This window comes from Citrobacter sp. Awk 2 (assembly GCF_028069815.1).
Taxonomy (GTDB): Bacteria; Pseudomonadota; Gammaproteobacteria; order Enterobacterales; family Enterobacteriaceae; genus Citrobacter.
In genome coordinates this window covers 1-25,024 of sequence record NZ_JANEWL010000055.1, presented here as the reverse complement: position 1 = coordinate 25,024, position 25,024 = coordinate 1, and the positions used below count along the sequence as shown (strand labels likewise).

18 protein-coding genes are annotated in these 25,024 nt (G+C 52.1%); 2 read left to right on the top strand and 16 right to left on the bottom strand.

Going from position 1 to position 25,024, the window contains the following annotated elements; genetic code table 11:
* Nucleotides 1-182 precede the first annotated feature (182 nt).
* Genes mukB through cmoM form a run of 4 tightly spaced genes read right to left on the bottom strand, consistent with a single transcriptional unit; the run spans nucleotide 183 to nucleotide 7,433 of the window.
* Nucleotides 183-4,643 carry a chromosome partition protein MukB gene (gene mukB / locus NNO02_RS14295; protein ID WP_271440651.1) on the bottom strand — a complete coding sequence of 1,487 codons (4,461 nt, stop codon included), beginning with the start codon at nucleotides 4,641-4,643 and terminating at the stop codon, nucleotides 183-185.
* Nucleotides 4,643-5,347 carry a chromosome partition protein MukE gene (gene mukE, locus NNO02_RS14290; protein WP_137382828.1) on the bottom strand — a complete coding sequence of 235 codons (705 nt, stop codon included), beginning with the start codon at nucleotides 5,345-5,347 and terminating at the stop codon, nucleotides 4,643-4,645. The genes mukB and mukE overlap by 1 nt, the downstream gene beginning before the upstream one ends.
* Nucleotides 5,328-6,650, bottom strand: coding sequence for a chromosome partition protein MukF (gene mukF, locus NNO02_RS14285; RefSeq protein ID WP_048212134.1), 1,323 nt, complete (start codon nucleotides 6,648-6,650; stop codon nucleotides 5,328-5,330). The genes mukE and mukF overlap by 20 nt, the downstream gene beginning before the upstream one ends.
* Nucleotides 6,651-6,653: 3 nt before the next feature.
* Entirely contained in the window at nucleotides 6,654-7,433 is a 780-nt protein-coding gene (gene cmoM, locus NNO02_RS14280) for a tRNA uridine 5-oxyacetic acid(34) methyltransferase CmoM (protein ID WP_040231810.1), read from the bottom strand.
* 135 nt (nucleotides 7,434-7,568) lie between these two features.
* Between cmoM and elyC the strand changes: the two genes are divergently transcribed.
* On the top strand, nucleotides 7,569-8,333 hold the full coding sequence (gene elyC / locus NNO02_RS14275) for an envelope biogenesis factor ElyC (protein WP_271449318.1): 765 nt from the start codon (nucleotides 7,569-7,571) through the stop codon (nucleotides 8,331-8,333).
* A gap of 117 nt (nucleotides 8,334-8,450) precedes the next feature.
* Here the strand turns inward: elyC and NNO02_RS14270 are convergent, their stop codons facing one another.
* The 12 genes from NNO02_RS14270 to serC form a co-directional block, all read right to left on the bottom strand.
* On the bottom strand, nucleotides 8,451-9,344 hold the full coding sequence (locus NNO02_RS14270; RefSeq protein WP_137382824.1) for a YcbJ family phosphotransferase: 894 nt from the start codon (nucleotides 9,342-9,344) through the stop codon (nucleotides 8,451-8,453).
* Between the two features lie 217 nt (nucleotides 9,345-9,561).
* On the bottom strand, nucleotides 9,562-10,308 hold the full coding sequence (kdsB, locus tag NNO02_RS14265) for a 3-deoxy-manno-octulosonate cytidylyltransferase (RefSeq protein ID WP_016152452.1): 747 nt from the start codon (nucleotides 10,306-10,308) through the stop codon (nucleotides 9,562-9,564).
* A complete protein-coding gene (ycaR, locus tag NNO02_RS14260) occupies nucleotides 10,305-10,487 on the bottom strand; it encodes a protein YcaR (protein ID WP_003035793.1) in 183 nt (60 codons plus the stop codon). Before ycaR ends, kdsB begins: the two co-directional genes overlap by 4 nt.
* Nucleotides 10,488-10,538: 51 nt before the next feature.
* Entirely contained in the window at nucleotides 10,539-11,771 is a 1,233-nt protein-coding gene (locus NNO02_RS14255; protein WP_271455083.1) for a winged helix-turn-helix domain-containing protein, read from the bottom strand.
* Between the two features lie 41 nt (nucleotides 11,772-11,812).
* Complete coding sequence (gene lpxK, locus NNO02_RS14250) at nucleotides 11,813-12,790, bottom strand: tetraacyldisaccharide 4'-kinase (RefSeq protein ID WP_271455082.1); 978 nt, start codon at nucleotides 12,788-12,790, stop codon at nucleotides 11,813-11,815.
* Entirely contained in the window at nucleotides 12,787-14,535 is a 1,749-nt protein-coding gene (gene msbA, locus NNO02_RS14245) for a lipid A ABC transporter ATP-binding protein/permease MsbA (protein ID WP_048212139.1), read from the bottom strand. The genes lpxK and msbA overlap by 4 nt, the downstream gene beginning before the upstream one ends.
* A gap of 36 nt (nucleotides 14,536-14,571) precedes the next feature.
* Complete coding sequence (locus tag NNO02_RS14240; protein WP_271455081.1) at nucleotides 14,572-16,836, bottom strand: ComEC family protein; 2,265 nt, start codon at nucleotides 16,834-16,836, stop codon at nucleotides 14,572-14,574.
* A gap of 206 nt (nucleotides 16,837-17,042) precedes the next feature.
* Nucleotides 17,043-17,327, bottom strand: a complete 285-nt coding sequence (ihfB, locus tag NNO02_RS14235) for an integration host factor subunit beta (protein ID WP_049015939.1) — start codon at nucleotides 17,325-17,327, stop codon at nucleotides 17,043-17,045.
* A gap of 283 nt (nucleotides 17,328-17,610) precedes the next feature.
* On the bottom strand, nucleotides 17,611-19,284 hold the full coding sequence (rpsA, locus tag NNO02_RS14230) for a 30S ribosomal protein S1 (protein ID WP_003035776.1): 1,674 nt from the start codon (nucleotides 19,282-19,284) through the stop codon (nucleotides 17,611-17,613).
* Between the two features lie 113 nt (nucleotides 19,285-19,397).
* Nucleotides 19,398-20,081, bottom strand: coding sequence for a (d)CMP kinase (cmk, locus tag NNO02_RS14225; RefSeq protein ID WP_137382818.1), 684 nt, complete (start codon nucleotides 20,079-20,081; stop codon nucleotides 19,398-19,400).
* Nucleotides 20,082-20,252: 171 nt separating this feature from the next.
* On the bottom strand, nucleotides 20,253-21,536 hold the full coding sequence (gene aroA, locus NNO02_RS14220) for a 3-phosphoshikimate 1-carboxyvinyltransferase (protein ID WP_271455080.1): 1,284 nt from the start codon (nucleotides 21,534-21,536) through the stop codon (nucleotides 20,253-20,255).
* A 69-nt stretch (nucleotides 21,537-21,605) separates the two neighbouring features.
* Nucleotides 21,606-22,694 (bottom strand): 3-phosphoserine/phosphohydroxythreonine transaminase, encoded by a 1,089-nt coding sequence (gene serC, locus NNO02_RS14215; RefSeq protein WP_137382816.1) that lies wholly within the window; start codon nucleotides 22,692-22,694, stop codon nucleotides 21,606-21,608.
* Nucleotides 22,695-23,139: 445 nt separating this feature from the next.
* Between serC and ycaO the strand changes: the two genes are divergently transcribed.
* A complete protein-coding gene (ycaO, locus tag NNO02_RS14210; protein WP_271449311.1) occupies nucleotides 23,140-24,900 on the top strand; it encodes a 30S ribosomal protein S12 methylthiotransferase accessory factor YcaO in 1,761 nt (586 codons plus the stop codon).
* Nucleotides 24,901-25,024: the final 124 nt, after the last annotated feature.

Below are 25,024 nucleotides of genomic sequence, written 5' to 3'. Positions count from 1 at the left end.
GTAAAACGCCAATACATTCTGAAGTATGACGAGCAAGCCCGGTGACGCGTTAGGCTTACCTTCAGTATATAAACATCAAATCGTTTTTGCCTAACCTAATGTAAAGAAGTCTAAAGAAATTACACCAGGTATCATGTGCATGTCGGAAAAGAAAAAGGCGGCTTTAGCGCCGCCTTTTTTACTTAGCTTGCCTGCGAAGAGGCATCATCTATGCCAGGTAACGGCTCAGGTAACTGAGGGGCAAAACCACGCAGCCCCACCACGTGAACGTGTTCGGTATTCTGGAAGACTTTACGCACCAGTTTGTAAGTTGTGCCTTTCTCCGGGCTGATGTTTTCCGGCGCTGCAATAATCAGCTGCATCTGCAAACGCTCGCACAGTTCAAACAGGGTTGCGATGGAGCGGGCATCGAGTCGTGCGGCTTCATCAAGGAACAACAGGCGGCATGGCGAGATATCTTTCCCACGCAGTCTGCGACCTTCATCTTCCCAGCTTTGTACAACCATCACGAGGATTGACATCCCGGTTCCGATCGCCTCCCCCGTGGACAACGCGCCCGATTCAGCACGTAACCAACCGTCAGAACCACGGTTAACCTCAACTTCCATTTCCAGGTAGTTGCGGTAGTCGAGCAGTTCTTCACCAATGGTTTGTGGCGTACGCTGCCCCATGTCGATCTGCGGATTAAGACGCTGGTACAACTTCGCCAGCGCTTCAGAGAAGGTCAGACGGTTGCTGTTAAACAGGTCCTGATGCTGTTCATGCTGCTCGGACAGGACATCCAACAAAGTCGCGTGTGTTTCACGCACATTTACGTTCAAACGAACACTGTTTACCTGACCGAATGACACGCTTTGCAGACCCTGGTTCAACATACGAATACGGTTCTGCTCACGCTGGATAGTCTTACGGATGATGTTCGCCACGCTTCGCGAGCTGATAGCCAGCTTCTGTTCACGGGAGGTTAACTCTTCCGTCAGACGGCTCAATTCAATCTCCATCTGCTCGATGGCTTCGACCGGATCGTCTGTACGGATGATATCCTGACGAATACGTTCACGCAGATGCTGGTAGACTGCCACGAAGAACTGGATTTTACGTTCTGGTCGCTTGGGATCTTCAGACATGCGCAGTACATCGCGCAGATGCTCGTTATCCGCCACCGCCAGGCGCAGCGCACCGAGCGCCTTATCCGACATCGAACGCAGTTCATCACCGGAAAGATAAGCCAGCTCACGACGGTGCAGGCGACGTTCAACGCCGTTGTCTTTTACCATCCGCATCACGGCACACCAGCCGGCTTTCGCGGTCACCACTTGCTCACGCATTTCATGGTAATCGCGCTCAAGCTTGCGCAATCTGCGGGTCAGGTTTTCCATCTCTGCTTCGCAGAAGGTTAGCGCTTTTTCCAGTTGATTACGGCGAGCACGGTTATTACTAAGCTGCGCATGCAGTTCATCACGACGAATACGCGCACGTTCTTCCGCACCGCTATCAGCACGAACGCCAATATCCTGCAGTTCGCGTTGTAAATCGTTCAGCAGTTCTTTCTTGGTGTCATAAGAGCTTTTCAGCGAGGCCATGACCTGATTGTACTGGCTTAGCTGTGCGGCATGGCTGCGCAAAGCCTCACGAGCACGGGTACGTTCAGCCTCCGCGTGTTCCAGACGCTCACGCAGTTTCTCATTCAGATCGCTGTTACCGCTGAGCATTTCGGCGGAGTCGGAATAACTAAAATGCGCCCGACGCTGAACGACTTCAGTGAGTGCAAAGGCCTGCTGACGCGCATCACGCTGCATCTGCTGAGAATACGCGTAGTCTTCTTTCAGCTGTTCAAACTGCTCTGGGTCATTTTGCAGAACGGAAACCATCGGTTCCAGTTTGGCCAGCTGATTACCATGTTGTTGAATAAAACGCGCCGCTTCCTGAGCTTCATCCAGGCGTTCGCGAATTTCATCCACGCGATCGGCTAATGTGTCATCCGCAAGCAAATTTAAACGCGGCAGCAGACGGTTCAGGGCAGAAACACCTTCTTTCGCTTGTTCAAACTGCGTACGGCTTTGCTGGTTATCATTTTCATGGTTGGTGAGCGCACGTTCGAGCTCAACGCGACGGCTATTCAACTGACGAATTTCGGCTTCTGGATCGGCCTCAAACGCTACCGACAGATGGCTGCCGATAAAGCGACTAAATGCCTGATGCAGACGCTGTGTTTTCTGTACGTCGAATGAAAGCGTCGCAAAACGTTCAGACAGCCCCTCACGCTCAGCGTGCAGCGTTTCGATACGGCTTTCACGCGCGGCACGACCAAAAATCGGCACCGTTGGAAAGCGGGAGTAACGCCACTGGCGCTCGGCGGTTTTCACCACCACCGCTTTTTCAAGTTCATCGACGCTGAAGACGCTGTCATCAAACGACTGCGGGTCCCCTTCGATGAAGTAGAGGTCTTCCGGGCAATCCGTCAGCCCATCAAGTTGCTCAGTAATCAGCGACAGATCCGGCACCACGATGGCATGCCGCGAAGGGCCATACAGTGCAGAGAAGTACGGCGCATCTTCGAGGCTAACATCGTCATAGATTTCAGACAGCAGCACGCCGCCAAAACGTTCTGCCAGTGCGTTCAGACGCTGATCTTCCGCCCCGCCCGGCTGGCTTAGACGTTCAATCTCTTCATCAACTGCATTTTTACGCGCGCCGACTTCATCGCGTTCAACAATGGCTTCACGCTCACGTTCCAGCAACTGTTGCAGATACTCCGTTACGTCCTGGCTGGACGTAAATTCTTCGCCGCACTGTTCACTCAGTTGGTTCAGGCTATTTTGCGCAGCCAGCCAGACCGGAGCTCGTTGCATCAAATGCTGAATACGGGATTGCAGCTGTTCCTGTTCCTGACGCAGTGCCATCCGCTGTTCGCTGGCAGACGATACGCTGTCAGACAAGGCGGCAATACGCGCTTCCAGCTCCTGATGCAGAGCCTCAAGCTCATCGATATCGAAATGCTTACCCTGACGTTTGCAGAATTCAGCCAGCAGACGCTCGGCTTCCTGCTGTTCCCGCAGGCGCTGTTCCAGCTCGCTCAGACGCATGCGTAATGGCTGAACTTGTTCCGCCAGATGACGCTGTTCAACACCTTCGCGCAGCAGCTCACGCGCGACGCTCCAGGCATCACCACGCGCCAATGGACCATTAATAGCCGCCACCAGCTGATAAGCCTGCTCGAACTGGCTGTGCGCAGTTTGCGCCACGCTCATTTTTTGTTCTAGCGTCAGCAACTTCTCGGTCGCTTCCTGCTCTTTGGCCTGGAAGGTTTCCAGCCATTCAGCGGCACTGTCGGCGGTGAGATCGGGTAAATGGCAAAGCTCTTTGGCTCGGCTCAGTGCCTGAATCGCCTGAGTATACTGGATGGCTCGCGTTTGCTGAACGTCCAGCGCTTGCTGGTAATCGGCCAGCTGACTTTTCAGCTCATCCACTTCCAGCTCGGCAGCTTCCGCACGGGCTTCATTTTCATCCTGGCGATCGGCAGCTTCTGCCACGACTTCATTTTGTTCTTCGAGGCGAATCTGCAACTCTTCAAGATCCGCTTCGTAGCGTTCAATCTTTTCCTGCTGACGCAGCGCAGTTTGCACCAGATTGAGGTGATCGCTTGCCGCCTGATAATCGGCTTCAAGATCGCCTTCCGCGCCGTTATGCTCACCCAGCTCGCGCGCCATATCCACGTGCTTATACTGCTCAGCCGCTAACTGCTGGCGCGAGGTGTACAGTTCACGGCGATATTCCAGCGCTTTGTCGAGGTGAATACGACGTTCATTAGCGTGGCGCATATAATCCGCTGCCACATAGTTAGTCGCTTCGCTGATCAAATGCTTAAACAAGTCACGATCTGACTGGGTGACGCGAATGGCTTCCAGCGTCATACGGTTTTCACGCAGCGCCGCTTCCATATCCTGGAACGCTTTACGCACGCCGCTGTTTTCTGGCAGCAGGTAATCACGCAGCGAGCGGGTAATGGCGCTGGAGATACCGCCGTACAGCGAGGCTTCAATCAGGCGATAGAATTTACTACGGTCGGACGCAGAGCGCAGACGACGGGCAATGATGCCCAAATCGAACATCAACGAGTGATAATCGGTGATTGAGTTAAACTGCTTAAACTGCACACCTTCCATCTCATCGAGCTTCTCTTTCAGCTCGGCGAGAGACAGAACGCGAGCCTGGCGTTCGTTCAGGGTTTCCGTAACCAGTTGGGTTGGTTGCACCGACATCGGCAACCCCTGAATCGCAAACGGTTTGATGTCCACTTTACGATCGCGCCCGGCAACCTGCTGCAGACGCACGCCGACGACCACACGCTGATGGCGCGAGTTGAGCACGTCAAGCATCGAGTAACAGACACCTGCTTTCAGCTTTCCGTGCAGACCTTTATCGCGTGAGCCGCTGGTTGCGCCGGCTTCGGTGGTATTACGAAAATGCAGCAGGGTTAAATCCGGGATAAGCGCTGTAACGAATGCCGCCATGGTGGTGGATTTACCCGCCCCGTTCCCACCCGACAGCGTGGTAACCAGCTCATCAAGGTCAAACGTACGAGCAAAAAAACCATTCCAGTTAATCAGCGTAAGTGAGCGAAATTTACCACGTTCAATCATTATTCTTCCTCTCCACTGTCCGGCTGATTATCTTCTGGCTCATCATTGAGCTGCAGATGGTTCTCGACCGACATCGCCTCACCATCACGAATTAAGCGACGCTGTGCTTCGCGTGGATCGTCGCCGCTACGCACATCCGCGCCAAAGCGAAACACAGACTCCGTAATACGGAATTTGCTGCTGTCGTGGCCCATAAACCACACCATGCCTAAACGGCGCAGGCGGTTAAGTGAAGAGCGTACCTTTTCCTGTAGCTTCTGGCGGTCAACGTCTGAACCGGTTGAACGGTTGTTCACTAGCTTCAGCAATTTGGCTTCATCAGCCAACGTTAGCAGCTCGTCGTACAGTTCTTGCTGGGTAAAGATCCCTTCATTCGCCAGACGTTCCGGGCTGAGATAGAGATAGCAAAGAATTTTACCGACCATCATGTCCAGTTCAGACAAGACCGAGCGCGGAATAAGCGTGGTTGAACGCGGACGTAGATAAAAGAACCCCTCCGGTGCACGAATCAATTCCACGTTATAGCGGCTGTAAAACTCTTCAAAATATTCCTGAAAATCCATCAGGAAGGCATGATTATCCAGTTCATCCAGGCCGATATGGCGGCCCGAACGTAAGGCGCTATCCAGCGCCGGAAATAACGGATTCGCCAGCGCCTGCGCCAGCTTGACCGGCATCACTTGTTCAATATTTGTCAATGACATGCGCCTGTACCTTGGCTCCGTAATCATTAATCGGCTGCCATTTGGCTGGCAGTCCGGTGAAGTCTGCTTGCGCTACGCCAAGGCGTACCGCCTGATCGATAACAATACGCGCAACGTCGAAGTGACGCGCACGTGGGTATTGCGCCAAATACTCGCGCACGACCAATCCGAGATCCAGCGGCGTTTGTCTGGATTTATAGATAGCCAACTGTTCTTCGATAATTGCCGCCAGCTGTTCGCGAATCTCGTTAAATTCTTCATATTCCAGATCGGCAGGCAACTCACCGGTGACTTCTTCATCACGCAGTACCATCTCTTCGTCACGCATATCCAGCAGACGATCGGCATTGGCATAGGTCAACGCCCACGGATCGTCAAAATAGCTCTGGACAGACTGACGTAAACGCTGGGCAAAGACGCGATTTTTATCCATATCAATAGCGGTACGGATAAACTTGTGCACGTGTCGATCGTAGCCAATCCACAAATCGATGGATTGCTGACCCCAACTGATAATACGGTCGAGCTTGCTTTGCAGGTCGAACACTAGCCTGTCGACGAAATGCAAATCGTCATGCGCCATCGTCGCGTCCTGAATGCGTAACAGGTTCGCCTGGAGCTTATCGCCTGCGGCTTCCAGCGTATCCTGCAGCTCACGCAGCGTACCAGACGTTTCAGACAGCAGCATTTCACAACTGGAAATTGCCGCCCGCCAGTCTTTGTTCAGCAACTGTGCGATATCGTCTTTTACCTGCTGCTGCTGCTCATCCATAATGCGCTGAGTCAAATCGATACTGTCGAAAATTTCCGCTACCGAATACTTCAATGGTGCATAGACATTGCGGTGCCAGTGGAATTCATCACCACCTTCCGCGGCGGCATCTGCCGCGCGCTTCAGCTCACCAGCAACAATCGACAACTGCATCGACAAACGCAATGTAGAGAATTCGCGCTGGCGGATATAGTAATCCGTGATGCCAATCCCCAGCGGCGTTAAACGATAAATAGCGTTACCTTCCGCCTGCTCGCTGGTAAAGCGGTTCAGCAGACGTTGACGTACCATGTCGTTAATCGCGTTATTGGCGCGAACACCGATGGTTTCGCTGGTTTGCTCAAACGCATCACTCACATGGCGGAACGCATCCACCAGCTCGCCTTCGCTCATCTCACCGTCAAGTCGCTCACCGTTCAGCGTGGCCACCGCCAGCAGGAACGAAAGTCTGTCTACCGGCAGAGAGATGGAGAAGTCATTTTTTCTGGCCCAGGCAACCAGTTCGGGGACTGTCTGGGAAAATTCACTCATAGGTTATCCTTGCATCTGCGGTTTGCGCGCGGTGACATGAATATAGCGGCCAAGGCTGATATACGGCTCCTGGCGGCAATAGCGCGTTTCTAACTCAAGTAACATTTCATAACCGTCACGCTGTTGATGCTTATCTCGCAGATAATCATGAAACACGCGTACGCCTGTCTTACCGGTTATCTGCCAACCGATCTCTTCCAGCCACTGATAAACCTGTCCTGGTTCACGCGGATAGTCTGGTGAAAGCGTACGTTTTTTACGTTTTGGCATCCCAACCTGCACATAGTCAAAATTCCCTGCGACCATGTTGTGCATCAGCAGACCGTTAGCATTGTAGAACATTAACGATAACGCGCCGCCGGGACGCAATACCGACCACAGGGTTTGCAACACGCAAACTGGTTCAGCCACCCATTCCAGCACAGCATGAAACAATATCAGATCAACCGGGCTTTCCAAATGCGCAGCAACATCCTGAGCGGCGCATTGTATGAAATGCATGTTTCCGCTCACACCTTTTGCCTCTGCTGCCTGCTGCGCACGGGCGATCATCTCACCGGACAGGTCGCATAATGTCACGAAGTGACCGCGCTCCGCCATTTTGATGGCCGTTTGCCCTTCGCCCCCCCCTGCATCCAGAATATGTAATTTCTGTTCACCGAGCGTGGGCAGTAAGCGATCCAAATCCTGCCAAAGAATAGCCTGTCTTAATTGGCCTTTGGTGGTGCCGTAAATGTTACGGGAAAACTTCTCTGCAATGTCATCAAAATTGCGATCCCGCATCGGGCTCTCCACAGGCTGGCTTTAGGGCGACTAAGTAAAACCGCTATTTTGTCACACCCACGCCGAGAATGAACCTTCCTGGTGTAATATCGCTGCAGATCCCCTGCTATATGGTTAAAAAAGGAACCAAAAAGGATGCTTTTTACGCTGAAGAAAGTGATTGGCGGTATGATGCTGCCGCTTCCGTTGATACTGCTTGTGATGGGCATCGGCCTGGGGTTGATCTGGTTTAGCCGCTTTCAGAAAACGGGGAAAGTGTGTATCAGCCTGAGTTGGCTCGCACTTTTACTGCTTAGCCTGCAACCTGTCGCCGATCGTCTGCTGAAACCGCTTGAGGACAGTTATCCTACCTGGCAGGATACACAAAAAGTGCACTACATCGTGGTGCTGGGTGGGGGGTACACCTGGAATCCGCAGTGGGCGCCGAGTTCTAACCTCATCAATAATAGTCTTCCGCGTCTGAATGAAGGTATTCGTTTGTGGCGGGCGAATCCCGGATCGAAACTGATTTTTACCGGCGCGGCCGCGAAAACCAATAACGTCAGCACGGCCGAAGTCGGTGCTCGCGTGGCGCAGTCGCTGGGCGTCCCCCGCAGCGAGATCATTACGCTGGATAAACCTAAAGATACCGAAGAAGAAGCGATTGCAGTAAAACAAGCTATTGGCGATGCGCCGTTCCTGCTGGTGACATCCGCATCGCACTTACCGCGTGCGATGATTTTCTTCCAGCAGGCCGGACTGCATCCTTTGCCTGCACCCGCCAATCAACTGGCCATCGATTCACCACTCAATCCGTGGGAGCGAGCAATTCCTTCGCCTGTCTGGCTGATGCATAGCGATCGGGTTGGTTACGAAACGTTGGGACGCATCTGGCAGTGGCTGAAGGGATCGGAACATTGACAGGAATGCTGCCTGATGGCGACACTCTCGCGTCTTATCAGGCCGGCGTGTTCAGCGCTCAATTGTAGGCCGGATAAGGCGCTCAGGCTGCCATCCGGCAATGCCGCAACCGGCTACTCAGGCGAGCCAGGGCAGCAGAGATTTAGTCGCCAGATCAAAGTTAGAGCGGCTAAAACGTCCGGTATTGACCAGTTGCGCAACCTCATCCCACAACACGTATAGCCAGCGCCGCCAGATAAATGATTCCGCCACCGGCGCGCGTTGTAAATACTGCCACAACAGACTTTCCGCCAGCGCATTGTCCATCAAGCGGAACAATTCATACTCTCTCGGTGCCCACAGCATTAAGCCAGGTCCCACCATCGCCAGAAGCTGATCGCTACGGGCATCTTTGAGCATACTGCGTAAACTGAAATTACCGTGGATCAGTACGCAATTATCATTAAAGCCTTCAAACAAGGCAGGTAAGCATTCTCGGGTACGAAACAAAATTCGCTTGTCCTGCATCGTCAGTCCGGTGTTGTTGAACTGGTTTAACGTGCTCCATAGCACTTCAACACGCTGCCGATACCAGGATGGCCAGAGATTCTCTTGCGTATTGTCCACCGCCCCCACACAGCCACGACTGTCCTGACGGTGCCACGACAGCAAGCCTTCCACGATCTGATCTTTTAAATGCTCCCAGCGTTCCGGGGTTCGGGCAGGCGCTTCTACCGGCACACCGCGTAAACGCTCAAGCAACAGGACATCAGGGCCGGGATGCTCTTCGTGCGTTAAGACCCCATAAATGACTGGCATACGCACCGTCCCGCTGCGTGCCAGCATGGTAGTTTTCCAGGCTAACTGCTGCGCCATCCCCGGTGTGGTGAAACTTCTCGCCATCAGTGGCATCGGATTTCCCTGGCTGTCATACAGTGACCACAGGGCCGTATCCACTTTTTCATTTACGCATTCAATACGACTGAGTTTTTCACCCAACAGATGGCTGAGTTCGGCACGCAACTGTTCCATTTCAGATTGCCCTCATAAATGCTACTGCTTTCATAATGAGCGTCGTGCAGACAGATGTCACCCGGATGAGATCAATTGATGAAAAGAAAAGTGGAGGAAAAGCGTAACGATACGATACGCCTCCCAAAAATACGCGTCATACTTCAAGCTGCAGGTGAGTAAAGCCTCCTGCAACTTAAATTATTCAGCGTATCTTGATGGAGAATCGTGAGAAAAACTAACGCATCTCAGCGCGAACACGCTCAAGATCTTCAGCGGTATCAACCCCTGTGCCAGGCACTTCCTTAGCAACGGCGACGTGAATTTTTTCGCCGTACCACAGCACACGCAGTTGCTCCAGCATTTCAATATGCTCAAGCGGGCTCGGCTGCCAGTTTACATAACGGCGAATAAATCCGGCGCGATAACCGTAAATGCCCAGGTGACGCAGGAAGGTATCGCCCACCGTTTCGAGGCTTTTGGCAAAACGGTCGCGATCCCATGGGATCGTCGCACGGGAAAAATAGAGTGCATAGCCTTCGGCATCCAGCACAACTTTTACCGCATTCGGATTAAACGCTTCTTCCGCGCTATGAATGGGGGCTGCCAGCGTCGCCATTCCAACCTGACGTTGCGCCAGATTTTCTGCCACCTGACGAATAATGACCGCCGGGATCATCGGCTCATCGCCCTGTACGTTCACGATAACGGTATCATCGCTAAAACCACATTTTTCGACAACTTCCGCCAGTCGCTCCGTGCCAGACTGGTGATCGGCGCGGGTCATGCACACTTCGCCACCCACCGCTTCTACCGCACGAGCGACATCTTCATGATCGGTGGCAACAATAATACGCTCAGCGCCAGATTCACGCGCTCGCTCCAGCACATGCACAATCATGGGCTTGCCGTTGATATCCAGCAGCGGCTTACCCGGCAAACGCGTGGATGCATAACGCGCGGGAATAATGACCACAAAACTCATGATTTACTCTCATCAGCAGTCAGAACACGGGCTTCGGTTTCCAGCAAAACGGGAATGCCATCGCGCAGTGGGAAAGCAAGGTTATCCAGTTTACAAATCAGTTCCTGTTTTTCCTGGTTAAACCAGAGTTTTCCATTGCAGACCGGGCAGGCAATGATTTCAAGCAGACGATGATCCATAGTTCCTCCAGATGGACCGGATTGTGAATCCGTAAATATTAACATAATCAATTAAGAGGCTGGGTCTATTTCCCAACCGTGCCGAGAGTCAGCAAATAAACCGTCCGGGCAATTCCCCAATGTCACTCGCGTCGCCTGCTGCCAGCGAGCAAAATCACTGATGGCCTGGAGCAAGCCTTTTTGCAGCGTCACCCCGGGCCTAACGCCATCCTGTAACCACAGTGAAATGACTTCCAGCACAGCGGTTTTACGGTGCATTTTGGCATCTATACGTCCAACCAACTGGCCGCGATGCAGCAGAGGTAAGACAAAATAGCCGTACTGACGTTTGGCCGCTGGCGTATAGCATTCCAGTCGGTAGCTAAAATCAAACAGCTGTTCAGCCCGTTTACGATCCCAGACCACCGGGTCAAACGGGGATAAAACAGCGCTGTGAGTGGCAGTCAACTTTCCTGCCAGAGCAAGTTCCAGTTGCGGCTGAAGGTTGCTATGCAGCCACAGGGTGCCCAGCCCTTCTACATCAACAGGAATTATATGTCGCTGTTCCCTTCGCATATCGCACCAGTTTTTTAACGCCGGGCGCTTCAGTCGATAGTAATCCGCCAACCACTGCTCACGGAAGATACCCAAACTACGAGCGCTATTATCCAGCATCACAATTTCGGCTTCATCCTGCGACAGCCAGTCACGCTCGTCATCCCAATGAGGCATGACGCGATGCGTTAAATCATACACTCGCTGAAAATTACGCCGCTCCACCACCATCACTTTCCCGGATGTAAAAAGCCCTTCCAGATGCCGCTTTTGTGGTTTCCATTCCCACCAGCCGCTGGCACCCTTACGTGGATGCTCAAAATCGGCTGAGCGTACCGGCCCATTATGCTGGATATGCTGTAACAGCTGCTCAATCTCATGCGCATGTTCTTTCATCCATGCCGCTTTGTATTTCCAGCCCATTTTTTCCGGAGCCAACATCCGATGGCGTATCAGCATAAAGTCGCTGCGCGGTAAAAAACAGGCTTCATGCGCCCAGTACTCCATCAGTTCACCCTGCAGTAAGGCGTCATCGAGCCATTGGGGGGAATACTCACCCAAACGGCTAAACAGCACCAGATAGGGACTGCGCGCGACAATATTGATGGTATCGATTTGCAATAGGGACATGCGAGAAATGGTCGCCAGAATATCCGCCGGCGTTGCCCGACGACGTGTTTTTTTCAGCAGACCTTGTGCAGCAAGGTGAAGATGACGGGCATCCGTCAAAGAAAGGTGCGGCAACGACATTTATGGCCTCATAAATGATCCGCTGCCGCAGCTTGAATCGGTTAGCGAGTCAGCGAGATTAAGCTATCCAGCAACGCATCAGGCCGTTCGCCTGACAGATGTGCGTCAACGGGTAAATACCACCAGTTCTCATCGGAAAATGCGCGGCATTTGACGGCATCTTTTTCCGTCATCACCAGCGTTTGTCCTTCGGCTACCAACGTACTGACGTCACTGTAGGTCAGAGACTGATGGTCCGCCAGTGCGACACATTTTTGTGGCCTGGCACCACATGCCTCAAGCGTGGCAAAAAAACGGGGTGGATGGCCGATACCCGCCATGGCGACAATATCAGGAAGTTGCGCGACATCGCGGCGCTCACCGGTACGTAAATTAACGGCCAACCCCGGCTCAAGATGCATGGGAATTTCACCCGGTCGCGCAACGCCGCCATTAACGATCGTGGCATCCACCGATTTCAGCCGACCAGCACGCTCACGCATTGGGCCCGCAGGAAGCCACCAGCCGTTACCAAACCGACGCACACCGTCAATCACCACGATTTCAACATCACGAGCCAGACGATAGTGCTGTAACCCATCGTCCGTCACAATGATCTGCACATCATGATGAGCAAGGATCGCTTTTACCGCATCCGATCTTACCGGAGATACCGCTACGGGTACGCCGGTACGTTGAAAGATAAGCACAGGCTCATCACCCGCTTCTGCGGTAGTGGTGTCTGCCGTTAGCAATAGCGGATAAGTCGCTGCTTTCCCGCCATAGCCACGGGACACTACGCCCACACGAATACCGCGTTGCTGCAGCTGTTCAACCAGCCAGATGACTACCGGTGTTTTACCATTGCCGCCTGCGGTCAGATTACCGACTATCACCACCGGTACTGGCGCACGCCATGCACGCTTAAGCCCAAGCTTGTAGCATAGACGAATCCCGCCACTCACCAGACCATACAGCCAGGAAAGTGGCAGTAATAATCGCCATAACGGCGATTCACCGGACCAGATACGTGCGATCATTGACCAAATTGCATTTTATGTAATTGTGCATAAACCCCACGCTGCTCAAGCAGTTCGCTATGAGTTCCGCGCTCAACAATCAGCCCGTCTTCCACCACGATGATCTCGTCTGCCTGTTCAATGGTAGAAAGGCGGTGGGCAATAACCAGAGAAGTACGGTTTTTCTGTAGCTCATCAAGTGCAGACTGAATCGCGCGTTCAGATTCGGTATCCAGCGCCGACGTAGCTTCATCGAGGATAAGGATCGGACTGTCGCGCAGCAAAGCGCGAGCAATGGCGATACGCTGGCGCTGACCACCTGAAAGCAGCACGCCGTTTTCGCCAATCACCGTATCCAGACCATCATCCATCTTGTTGATGAAATCCATGGCGTAGGCCATCTGTGCGGCTTTTTCGATCTGCTCACGGCTATACATATCGGTACGTGCGTAGGCGATATTGTTGGCAACCGTATCATTGAACAGGTGAACGTTCTGCGATACCAGCGCCACCTGATCGCGCAGAGATGACAGGGTGTATTCACGCAGGTCGTGCCCATCCATTAGAATCTGCCCTTCATCAATATCGTAGAAGCGCGTAATCAGGCTGGCGATGGTGGATTTACCAGAACCAGAACGTCCAACCAGGGCAACGGTTTTGCCCGCCGGAATATTCAAGTTGATGTTACGTAACGCAGGAATGTCACGGCCCGGGTAGGTAAAGGTCACATTACGGAACTCCAGATCGCCGGAAGCGCGTTCAATGACGCGTTTACCTTCATCTTTCTCTTGTTCGCTATCCAGAATCGTAAATAAGGTCTGGCATGCCGCCATACCGCGCTGGAACTGTGCATTGACGTTAGTCAGTGATTTCAGCGGACGCATCAGGGCGATCATTGAAGAGAAGACAACGGTAATTGTCCCTGCCGTCAGGTTTTCCATCACGCTTGGGAAACTGGCCGCATATAACACGAAAGCCAGAGCCAGAGAAGCGATCAACTGGATGATAGGATCGGAGATAGAAGAGGCAGAAACCATCTTCATCCCCTGCAAACGCATCTTGTTGCTGACTTTATCAAAACGCTTGGTTTCAACTTCCTGACCACCAAAAATCAACACTTCTTTGTGGCCTTTCAGCATCTGCTCTGCGCTGGTGGTAACCTGCCCCATGGTGTTTTGCATGTTTTTACTGATGCTACGAAAACGCTTGGAGACCACACGAATGGCCACCGACACGATAGGCGCCAGCACAATCAGGATCAATGACAGCTGCCAACTGTAGTAGAACATCATGATAAACAGGCCAATAATTGAGGCCCCTTCACGTACCACGGTGATCAATGCACCGGAAGACGAAGACGCGACCTGCTCTGAATCATAGGTAATACGAGACAGCAGCGTACCAGTAGACTGTTTATCAAAAAAGGCGACAGGCATGCCCATCATATGACCAAACAGGCGGCGGCGCATGGTCATAACCACTTTGCCTGACACCCATGAAATACAGTAGCTGGAGACATAGCTCGTAATACCACGAACTATCATCAGCCCAATGACCACCAGCGGCATCCACAGCAGCACAGAGCGATCGGTTTTACCAAAACCATCATCCAGTAATGGCTTGAGGAGCGATAACATGAAGGTATCGCTGGCCGCGTTAAGGACTAACGCTATACCCGCCACGATCAGACCCGATTTAAAAGGCGCTATGGTTGGCCATAGTCGGCGAAACGTCTGCCACGTAGAGAGATCTTTATCGTTATGCATTCAAAAAACCAGCATTTGTTAGAATAGCCACATATTCTACCCGTTATCCTCCAACACGCCAAACCACTGATGATACCAACGGGGTAAAATCTGATCCCGTAAACTGCGTATTCGCCAACTTTTTTGATAAATATCCAGCGTGATTTGCCCCTGGTGGGGTGTGTCCAGCCACTGGTAATTTTGTTGCCGGTAACGCTGCCGGACTTTCCATGACGGTAGACGCCAGGCATTGTAGCGGGATGCAGAGGCTATTGCGGCCTGTCCACCAATGCGTTGAACTAGCGCCAATGAGGATGACGTGTTACTCCCATGGTGTGGAACCTGCACAAACGTAGCCTGCAGATGCTGCCAGTAGTGACTTAGCATTTTTTGTTCAGCTGGGGATTCAATATCACCTGTCAGAAGAATACTCTGATGTCCGTCATCCACCTTTACCACACAGGAATGGTTATTCCCCTGCTCTTTATTTCCACTGACTGGCCAATGTGCGCTAAATGTTAATCCCTGCCACTGCCAGCGTTCCCCGCGAAAACAAGGGAGATGACCTTTCCAGCCCAACGGACTTCTAATCCACAGCGACGGCCAGGCTTGCTGTAGTGATTGCAACCCTCCCCGGTGATCCAAATGTTCGTGGCTTAGAATTACCCCTTGCGGTTCCAGGTTGTGCCAACGTAGCCAGGGAATGATCAACTGCTGCGCACTATCGCCCTCGGGCCAGGCCAATCCGGTATCATAGAGAATCGCTTTACCATTACGGGCAATCACCATTGCCAGTCCCTGCCCTACATCCAGCATATGGACCTGCCACAAATCAGCGCGGGGTGTTCTCCAGAATGGTCCACTCAATAACAAAAGTCCGGTAAAACAGGCAACCGGTAGCGTTTTCCATGCTTTTAATCGCCATACAATAAGCGTCAGCCATGGGGACAGCGCAAGCCATTGCCAACGTCCATCAATGTTGATCCATCCTTCCGGTAAGCTATTGAGTCCCCAAAATAACAGTGCCAGAGAACGGTCAGCGAAATACCACAATCCCGCCTCAATCATCACCTGACCGGTTAAATGCACGACCATTCCCGCTAATATCAGGGGAACTGAAACAAATGTGACCAGCGGTACCGCAAATAAATTGGCCAGGAATGAGGTCAGGCTAATACCGTGAAATAATGCGATTTGGACAGGCAGAAGCAGCACCGTAATACCCAACTGAAGATGAGCAAGCGCCAGTGCTGCACGCCCGATACGCGGGAGTGGCCAGTACGGCATCGGCATCCACTGATACCAGAATATCAGCGCCGCTACGGCGAAAGCAGACAACCACAGGCTTTGTGAAAGCACCGCGACCGGATCCACTACCACAATTGCTGCCAGGCAGGTAATCCAGACTGCCCAGCCACTCCACTGCCTGCCGCTTAGTTTTAGTCCCCCCCATACCATTAGCGCGGTGACCGTGCGTAATGCCGGTGGCTGCAGCCCCGTCAGCCAGGCATAAAATACAGCGCAGAGCACACCCCCGACTAGCGGAGCCTGCCAGCAGATCCAGCGTGCCGGCATAAAAAATTGTCCACCGCGTATCAGTCCGCCAGCGAGGAGTGCGGCAAAAGCAATATGCAGCCCGGAAATGGCCATCAAATGTGCTGTTCCGGTATCACGCATTATATTTTTTACCGCCTGCGATACAGACAAACGTTCCCCCATCCCTAACCCCAGTATGACTTGCTGCCAGGGATAGGCGGCAAGCGTGGTTTTTAGCGAGGAGAGATAACGTGCACGCAGACTGCATTGCGGCGTAATCACTGAGGCCTGCAGAAAACGCCCCGTCAGCGGCTGATGCTGTGCCAATGCATAGCGCTGGCTATCAAATCCACCTTCATTCAGTTGCCCATGCACAGCGCGAACTTTCAGCGTCATCGCCCATGTCTGACCTGCGCAAACATCGCCGGGTAAGTACTGCCCATACAGGACGACGCCAACGGCAGGAAATATCCGTCTCCCCTGAAGGTGTGTAATATGACCGTAGTGCGTGGTCATATTGTCGGTCCCGGTTATTTGAACGATAGCCTGCTGCGTTTTGGCCGGGAGCGTATCCCCAGCCCAGAGAACCTCTTTCGCTGCCAGTATTCCCCACAGGAAAAACAGCAGGACTAATCCGGCGTAATGCATATATCGATGAGGAATGAGACAAAGCAGACACGCCAGACCAAATACAAAGCTGACACACAGCATGTCTGGTAATACGGGTAATACCGTCAGCGGGAGAATGCCGCATAACGCACACGTACTGATTGTTGTTATTTTCATATGACACCTCCCTGTGACAGAGAGTGTGCAGGACAACTCAGCAGATGTCTGGCAACTATTTACCGGTAAACGAGGTGTATTCCGCTGTTATTTAACTGCAGATGTAACATACAACCAGGTTGGGAGAGCGATTCCAGTGCAGAGAGGTAAAAATGAAAAAAGCACCCATACAGGTGCTTTTCTCGGAGCTAAGTCTTGCTGAGGACTTAACCGTAAATATTGGCGCGATCGCGCAGTTCTTTACCCGGTTTAAAGTGCGGAACATATTTTCCTTCCAGATCCACTTTATCGCCAGTCTTCGGATTACGTCCGGTGCGTGGTGCGCGGTAATGCAAAGAAAAACTACCGAAACCGCGGATTTCAATACGCTCGCCCTGCGCAAGAGTCGAGGCCATATGTTCCAGCATCTCTTTTACTGCATCTTCAACCGCTTTCGCGGAAATATGAGGTTGCTGGGTTGCAAGTCTTTCAATCAATTCTGACTTGGTCATGATTCCTCCGGTTCCTTAAAGGCAAAATTAGCTGCTGCATTGATTAAGGGCGGCCGTAGCCGCCCTTTGTCATTGATTACAGGACGAATCCTGTAATCTGTCAAGCTACTCGTCACCCTTTGTGCTGTTAATAGCACAAAGGATTATACCCGTCATACTTCAAGCTGCATATGCGTTGGCTACGCTCGTTCACCCCAATCACTTACTGAAGTAAGCTCCTGGGGATTCGCTCCCTTGCCGCCTTCCTGCAACTCGAATTATTTAGGGTATAGAGTACTCGATATTACTCGCCTTTAGCTGCTTTGAAAGCTTCAGCCATTGCGTTGTTAGAGAAGTTTGCATCTTCCTGTTTGTTAACAGTTGCGATTGCATCTTTCTCATCAGCTTCGTCTTTAGCACGAACAGACAGGCTGATTGCACGGTTCTTACGATCAACGCCGGTGAATTTAGCTTCAACGTCGTCGCCTACGCTCAGAACCAGAGTTGCATCTTCAACGCGGTCGCGGGAAGCTTCAGAAGCGCGCAGGTAACCTTCAACGCCGTCAGCCAGTTCTACGGTTGCGCCTTTAGCGTCAACTGCAGTGACTTTACCGTTTACGATTGCGCCTTTCTTGTTCAGTGCAACCCAGTTGTTGAACGGATCTTCTGCGAGCTGTTTAACGCCCAGAGAGATACGCTCACGTTCTGCATCAACCTGCAGAACAACTGCTGCGATTTCGTCGCCTTTTTTGTATTCACGTACTGCTTCTTCGCCTGCAACGTTCCAGGAGATGTCAGACAGGTGAACCAGGCCGTCGATGCCGCCGTCCAGGCCGATGAAGATACCGAAGTCAGTGATAGACTTGATTTTACCTTCAACACGGTCGCCCTTGTTGTGGGTTTCCGCGAACTGCTGCCATGGGTTGTTTTTGCACTGCTTCAGACCCAGGGAGATACGACGACGTTCTTCGTCGATATCCAGAACCATAACTTCCACTACGTCGCCAACGTTAACAACTTTGGACGGGTGGATGTTTTTGTTGGTCCAATCCATTTCGGAAACGTGAACCAGGCCTTCAACGCCTTCTTCGATTTCAACGAAGCAGCCGTAGTCGGTCAGGTTGGTCACGCGGCCAGTCAGTTTGGTACCTTCCGGATAACGCTTAGCGATAGCTACCCATGGATCTTCGCCCAGCTGTTTCAGGCCCAGAGATACACGAGTACGCTCGCGGTCGAACTTCAGCACTTTAACAGTGATTTCGTCGCCAACGTTTACGATTTCGCTCGGATGCTTAACGCGTTTCCATGCCATGTCGGTGATGTGCAGCAGGCCGTCAACGCCACCCAGATCAACGAATGCACCGTAGTCAGTGAGGTTCTTAACGATACCTTTAACTTCCATGCCTTCCTGCAGGTTTTCCAGCAGCTGATCGCGTTCTGCGCTGTTTTCGGATTCGATAACGGCACGACGGGAAACAACAACGTTGTTACGCTTCTGATCCAGCTTGATGACTTTGAATTCAAGCTCTTTGCCTTCCAGGTGCAGCGTGTCGCGGACCGGACGAACGTCTACCAGGGAACCCGGCAGGAACGCGCGAATACCATTCAGCTCAACAGTGAAGCCACCCTTGACTTTGCCATTGATAACACCAGTAACGGTTGCAGCTTCTTCGTAAGCTTTTTCCAGCGTGATCCAAGCTTCGTGACGTTTAGCTTTTTCACGGGACAGCAGAGTTTCACCGAAGCCGTCTTCTACTGCATCCAGAGCAACGTCAACTTCGTCACCAACCTGGATTTCCAGCTCGCCCTGGGCGTTTTTGAACTGCTCTGCCGGAATGGCGGACTCAGATTTCAGACCGGCGTCAACCAGTACTACGTCTTTGTCGATAGCAACAACAACACCACGAACGATGGAACCCGGACGGGTTTCGATTTCTTTTAAGGATTCTTCAAACAGTTGAGCAAAAGATTCAGTCATGTTTAATCTTCAGGTTTCATATTTAACGTCCACCTGGCTCCATGCCGGATGGGGTTGTTTAACATACCCGCTGTCAATCCATTGCAACGGGGGTACTGCAAATTCGGTCGCACTTATGCGAGAGCCAGTTTTTGGCGCGCGTATTGTAACGCTTTTTCAATCACTTGCTCAATGCTTAATCGGGTTGAATCCAAAACTAAAGCATCAGCAGCGGGAACCAGCGGCGCTACAGCACGGTTGCGATCACGATCATCGCGTTCTTCGATCTCGGCCAAAAGGCGTTCAAAGTTAACACTAAAGCCCTTCTCCTGCAACTGTAGCATACGTCGATGCGCACGTTCTTGCGAGGAGGCGTCCAGAAAAATTTTTACTGGCGCATCAGGGAATACCACCGTGCCCATATCGCGTCCGTCAGCGATCAGGCCAGGTGCTTCGCGGAAGGCACGTTGGCGGCGTAAAAGCGCTTCGCGCACACGGGGAAATGCAGCCACCTGGGATGCGGCATTTGCCACTTCCTGAGTGCGGATTTCACCACTGACATCTTCGCCTTCCAGAATAACTTCCAGATTGCCGTCTGTTGAGATAAAACGCACATCCAGATGCGATGCAAGCGGTACCAGAGCATCTTCAGAAGTCACATCAACATGATGATGCAACGCCGCAAGAGCCAGTACACGGTAGATCGCGCCTGAATCTAACAGATGCCACTGCAATGCTTCCGCCATTGCCTTGCACAAGGTGCCTTTACCTGCACCACTTGGGCCATCAATGGTAATAACCGGGGCAATTGCCGTCATCTTTTTCTCCTTAAACAGGCATACGTTAACGTGAACGCCGCGCATTATACGCGCCAACGTCTACGAACGTTATCTTTGTGTGAAAAATACAGACTCATTGAAACTGAGTGTAGAATAAATGGGCAATCGGAGATGACGGAATGTGCCGCACCCGAAGATGCGGCAATAAAGTCAGGCAAGTGTGCTGATACGGGCCAGTTGTTCGAAGTAATCCGGGAAGGTTTTGGCGGTACATTTCGGGTCAAGAATGGTAACCGGTGTGTCAGACAGCGCCACCAGCGAGAAACACATCGCCATACGGTGATCGTTATAGGTCGCAATATCCGCAAACTGCAGCTTAACCGGCGGAGTGATACGGATAAAATCATGCCCCTCTTCAACTTCCGCCCCCACTTTGCGTAACTCCGTCGCCATCGCGAACAGACGATCGGTCTCTTTGACGCGCCAGTTGTAGATATTACGTAATGTCGTGGTGCCTTTAGCGAACAGCGCCGCCGTTGCAATGGTCATTGCCGCATCAGGAATATGATTCATATCCATATCAACAGCGTTCAACTCACCGCGAGTACAGGCAATAAAATCATCACCCCATGTCACGGTCGCGCCCATTTTTTCCAGCACATCGGCAAAGCGAATATCACCCTGCATGCTATGACGCCCAATTCCGGTAACCTTCACCGTACCGCCTTTGATCGCACCGGCCGCGAGAAAGTACGAGGCCGATGAAGCATCGCCTTCTACCAGATAAGCGCCCGGAGACTGGTACTGTTGGTTGCCCAGTACGACAAAACGCTGGTAGTTCTGGTTTTCAATGTCAACACCAAACGTTTTCATCAGGTTCAGCGTGATGTCGATGTACGGTTTTGACACCAGATCGCCTTTAATCGCGATCGTCGTATCCTGCGGTGCCAGCGGTGCCGTCATCAGCAGCGCGGTCAGGAACTGGCTGGAAACGCTGCCGTCTACCTCAACCTGCCCTCCGTCGAAGCCACCACGCAGACGTAAAGGCGGATAGTTTTCCTGCTCCAGGTATTCAATATTCGCTCCGCCCTGGCGCAGCGCATCAACCAGATGGCCAATCGGGCGCTCTTTCATGCGCGGTTCACCCGTCAACACGATATCATTGCTGCCCAGGCACAGAGCGGCGGCCAGCGGGCGCATTGCGGTTCCGGCGTTACCAAGGAACAGCTCTACAGCACCTTCGGCATGCAGCGGACCACCATTCCCCGTAATTTCACAGCGGGTACGATCGGCCGAAAGGGTATAGCTAATCCCCAACGCATTCAGCGCATTCAGCATATGGCGGACATCATCACTGTCCAGCAGGTTTGTCAGGACAGTGGTGCCATTTGCTAATGCAGCCAGCAGCAAAGCGCGGTTAGAAACACTTTTGGATCCAGGCAGATTGATGGTGCCATCCACCCGCGCAATGGGTTGTAACGTCAGGGATTCCATGAAACTCAACTCTCAAAAACAGACATAAAAACCCCACAGGCTGGCTGTGGGGATGAAAAGTACAGCAGATTAGCCGCGGCGACGCTCGAAATCGACCATGAAATCGGTCAGTGCTTTTACGCCTTCCAGCGGCATAGCGTTATAGATTGAAGCCCGCATTCCGCCAACCACACGGTGTCCCTTCAGTGCATGCAGGCCCGCAGCAAACGACTCTTCCAGGAAGAGTTTATCGAGCGCGCTGTCAGCCAACTGGAACGGGACGTTCATGCGTGAACGGTTCGACTTCGCCACATCGTTGCGGTAGAAATCGCTGTTATCAATCACGCCGTACAGCAGTTCTGCTTTTTGCTGGTTAATTTTATCCATTGCACTGACACCGCCCTGTTTTTTCAGCCATTTAAAGACCAGGCCTGACAGATACCAGGCAAAGGTCGGTGGCGTGTTAAACATGGAGTCGTTGTCATTCAGTACGGTATAGTCAAGGATCGACGGGCAAGACACGTGGGCTTTACCCAGTAAATCTTCACGTACGATGACAATGGTCAGCCCCGCAGGGCCAATATTTTTCTGCGCACCCGCGTAGATAACGCCATAGCGGCTAACATCAAGCGGCGCGGAAAGAATGGTAGAAGACAGATCCGCCGTGACGACCACATTGCTGGCAAAATTCGGCGTTTCATCAATCGCGATACCGTCGATGGTTTCGTTCGGGCAATAGTGCAGATATGCCGCGTTGTCAGAAAGCTGCCATTCGCTCATCGGCTTAACAGCGCGCAGGCCGTCAACGGTGACTTTGGCATCAATAACGTTTGGCGTGCAGTACTTTTTCGCTTCCTTAATTGCGCTGGCGGCCCAATAACCGGCATCAACGTAATCCGCGGTGGTTTTATCACCCAGAATATTTAACGGGATACCCGCGAACTGCCCGCGACCACCGCCATGGCAGAACAACACTTTATAGTTGGAGGGGATACTGAGAAGATCGCGAAAATCCTGCTCCGCTTCCTCTGCAACCTGGATAAACTCTTTGCCTCGGTGGCTAATTTCCATCACCGACGTGCCAAGACCGTTCCAGTCACAAAGATCCTGTTGAGCCAGTTTAAGTACTTCCGCCGGAAGCATTGCCGGACCTGAACTAAAATTGAAGACCTGAGCCATTTCCCCTCACCACGTTGTGTTGTTATCCAATCAACATCCTGTCGTTTACGATAATTCCTGTGACAGACATTGGGTATAAGTTATTCCTGTGGATATCGGTTTTATCATTCAGTGACACGCGCCGCAATGGGTAAAACTGGCCAGGGCAAAAATGAGCGATGCGTCACACAACAGAATCTATCGGATTGACGGATAAAAACCGAGATTTTCGCTATCAGGAGGCGCGTTTTGCCCAACCGACCTGCGACCATTCTGGTTTTGCATAGCGCAGAGATATATAAAGAAAGAAGCCCCCTACCCGTCAGCAGATAGTCCGCAGACACTCGACTGAACACGCTACGGTGTGAATCAAAGGCTTTATTTACGCCGAGGCTCCGGCGGCGATAGCGCCATTCATTGAAAACCCGTATCATTGCGCGCTTTCCGTACGACAAAAGTGATTTTCATGACGCAAACATTTATCCCCGGCAAAGATGCCGCACTGGAAGATTCCATCGCTCGCTTCCAGCAAAAATTACTCGACCTCGGTTTTCAAATTGAAGAAGCCTCATGGTTGAATCCCGTTCCTAACGTCTGGTCTGTACATATTCGCGACAAAGAATGCGCGCTGTGCTTTACCAACGGTAAAGGTGCGACGAAAAAAGCGGCGCTGGCTTCCGCACTGGGCGAATATTTTGAGCGTCTGTCCACGAATTACTTCTTTGCGGATTTCTGGCTGGGCGAAACCATCGCTAACGGCCCGTTCGTACATTACCCGAACGAAAAATGGTTCCCACTGACTGAAGATGATGACGTACCTGAAGGTTTGCTGGATGCGCGTCTGCGTGCCTTCTACGATCCAGACAATGAACTGACCGGTAGCATGCTTATCGATCTGCAATCCGGCAATGAAGAACGCGGCGTTTGCGGCCTGCCGTTTACCCGTCAGTCAGATAATCAGACCGTTTACATTCCGATGAACATTATCGGTAACCTGTACGTATCTAACGGTATGTCTGCGGGTAACACACCGAATGAAGCCCGCGTTCAGGGGCTGTCTGAAGTTTTTGAGCGCTATGTGAAGAACCGCATTATCGCGGAAAGCATCAGCCTGCCGGAAATTCCGGCCGAAGTGATGGCGCGTTACCCGGCAGTCGTTGAATCCATTGCAAAGCTGGAAGCCGAAGGATTTCCAATCTTCGCGTACGACGGCTCGCTGGGCGGCAAATACCCGGTTATCTGCGTTGTACTGTTCAACCCGGCTAACGGTACCTGTTTTGCCTCTTTCGGTGCGCACCCGGATTTCGGTGTTGCACTGGAGCGTACCGTCACTGAGCTGTTGCAGGGCCGTGGTCTGAAAGATCTTGACGTATTCACTCCCCCAACCTTCGACGATGAAGAAGTGGCTGAGCACACTAACCTCGAAACGCACTTCATCGATTCTAGCGGTCTGATCTCCTGGGATCTGTTCAAGCAGGATGCCGATTACCCGTTCGTTGACTGGAATTTCTCCGGTACAACGGAAGAAGAGTTTGCAACCCTGATGACCATCTTCAAAGCGGAAGATAAAGAAGTCTACATCGCCGACTACGAGCATCTGAGCGTTTACGCTTGCCGCATTATCGTTCCGGGTATGTCTGACATCTACCCAGCAGAAGATTTGTGGTTAGCCAACAACAGTATGGGCGCGCATCTGCGCGACACTATTCTGTCTCTGCCGGGTAGCGAATGGGAAAAAGAAGACTACCTCAACCTGCTCGCACAGCTGGATGAAGAAGGGTTTGACGACTTCACTCGCGTACGTGAGCTGCTGGGTTTGGCGACCGGTGCGGATAATGGCTGGTATACCCTGCGCATTGGCGAACTCAAAGTAATGCTGGCTCTGGCGGGTGGTGACCTTGAGCAGGCACTGATCTGGACGGAATGGACGATGGAATTTAACGCATCCGTCTTCAGCGCTGAACGCGCCAACTATTACCGTTGCCTGCAAACTCTGCTGCTGTTGTCACAAGAAGAGGACCGCCAGCCGCTGCAGTATCTTAACGCATTTGTTCGTATGTACGGTGCAGAGGCAGTTGAAGCAGCAAGTGCAGCAATGAGCGGAGAAGCGCCATTCTACGGATTACAAACAGTTGATAGCGATCTGCAGGCTTTCCCGGCACATCAGTCTCTGCTGAAAGCCTATGAGAAGCTGCAACGCGCGAAAGCAGCACACTGGTCAAAATAGTGGCAAACAGCCTATGTTGAGTAGGCTAAACGTATTGTCTGGGCTATATTACGGGGCGCTTTAAGCGCCCTGTTTTTTTTATTTTTGTCTACTCAAAAATAAATGTAAAAGCAAGGTTAAATAT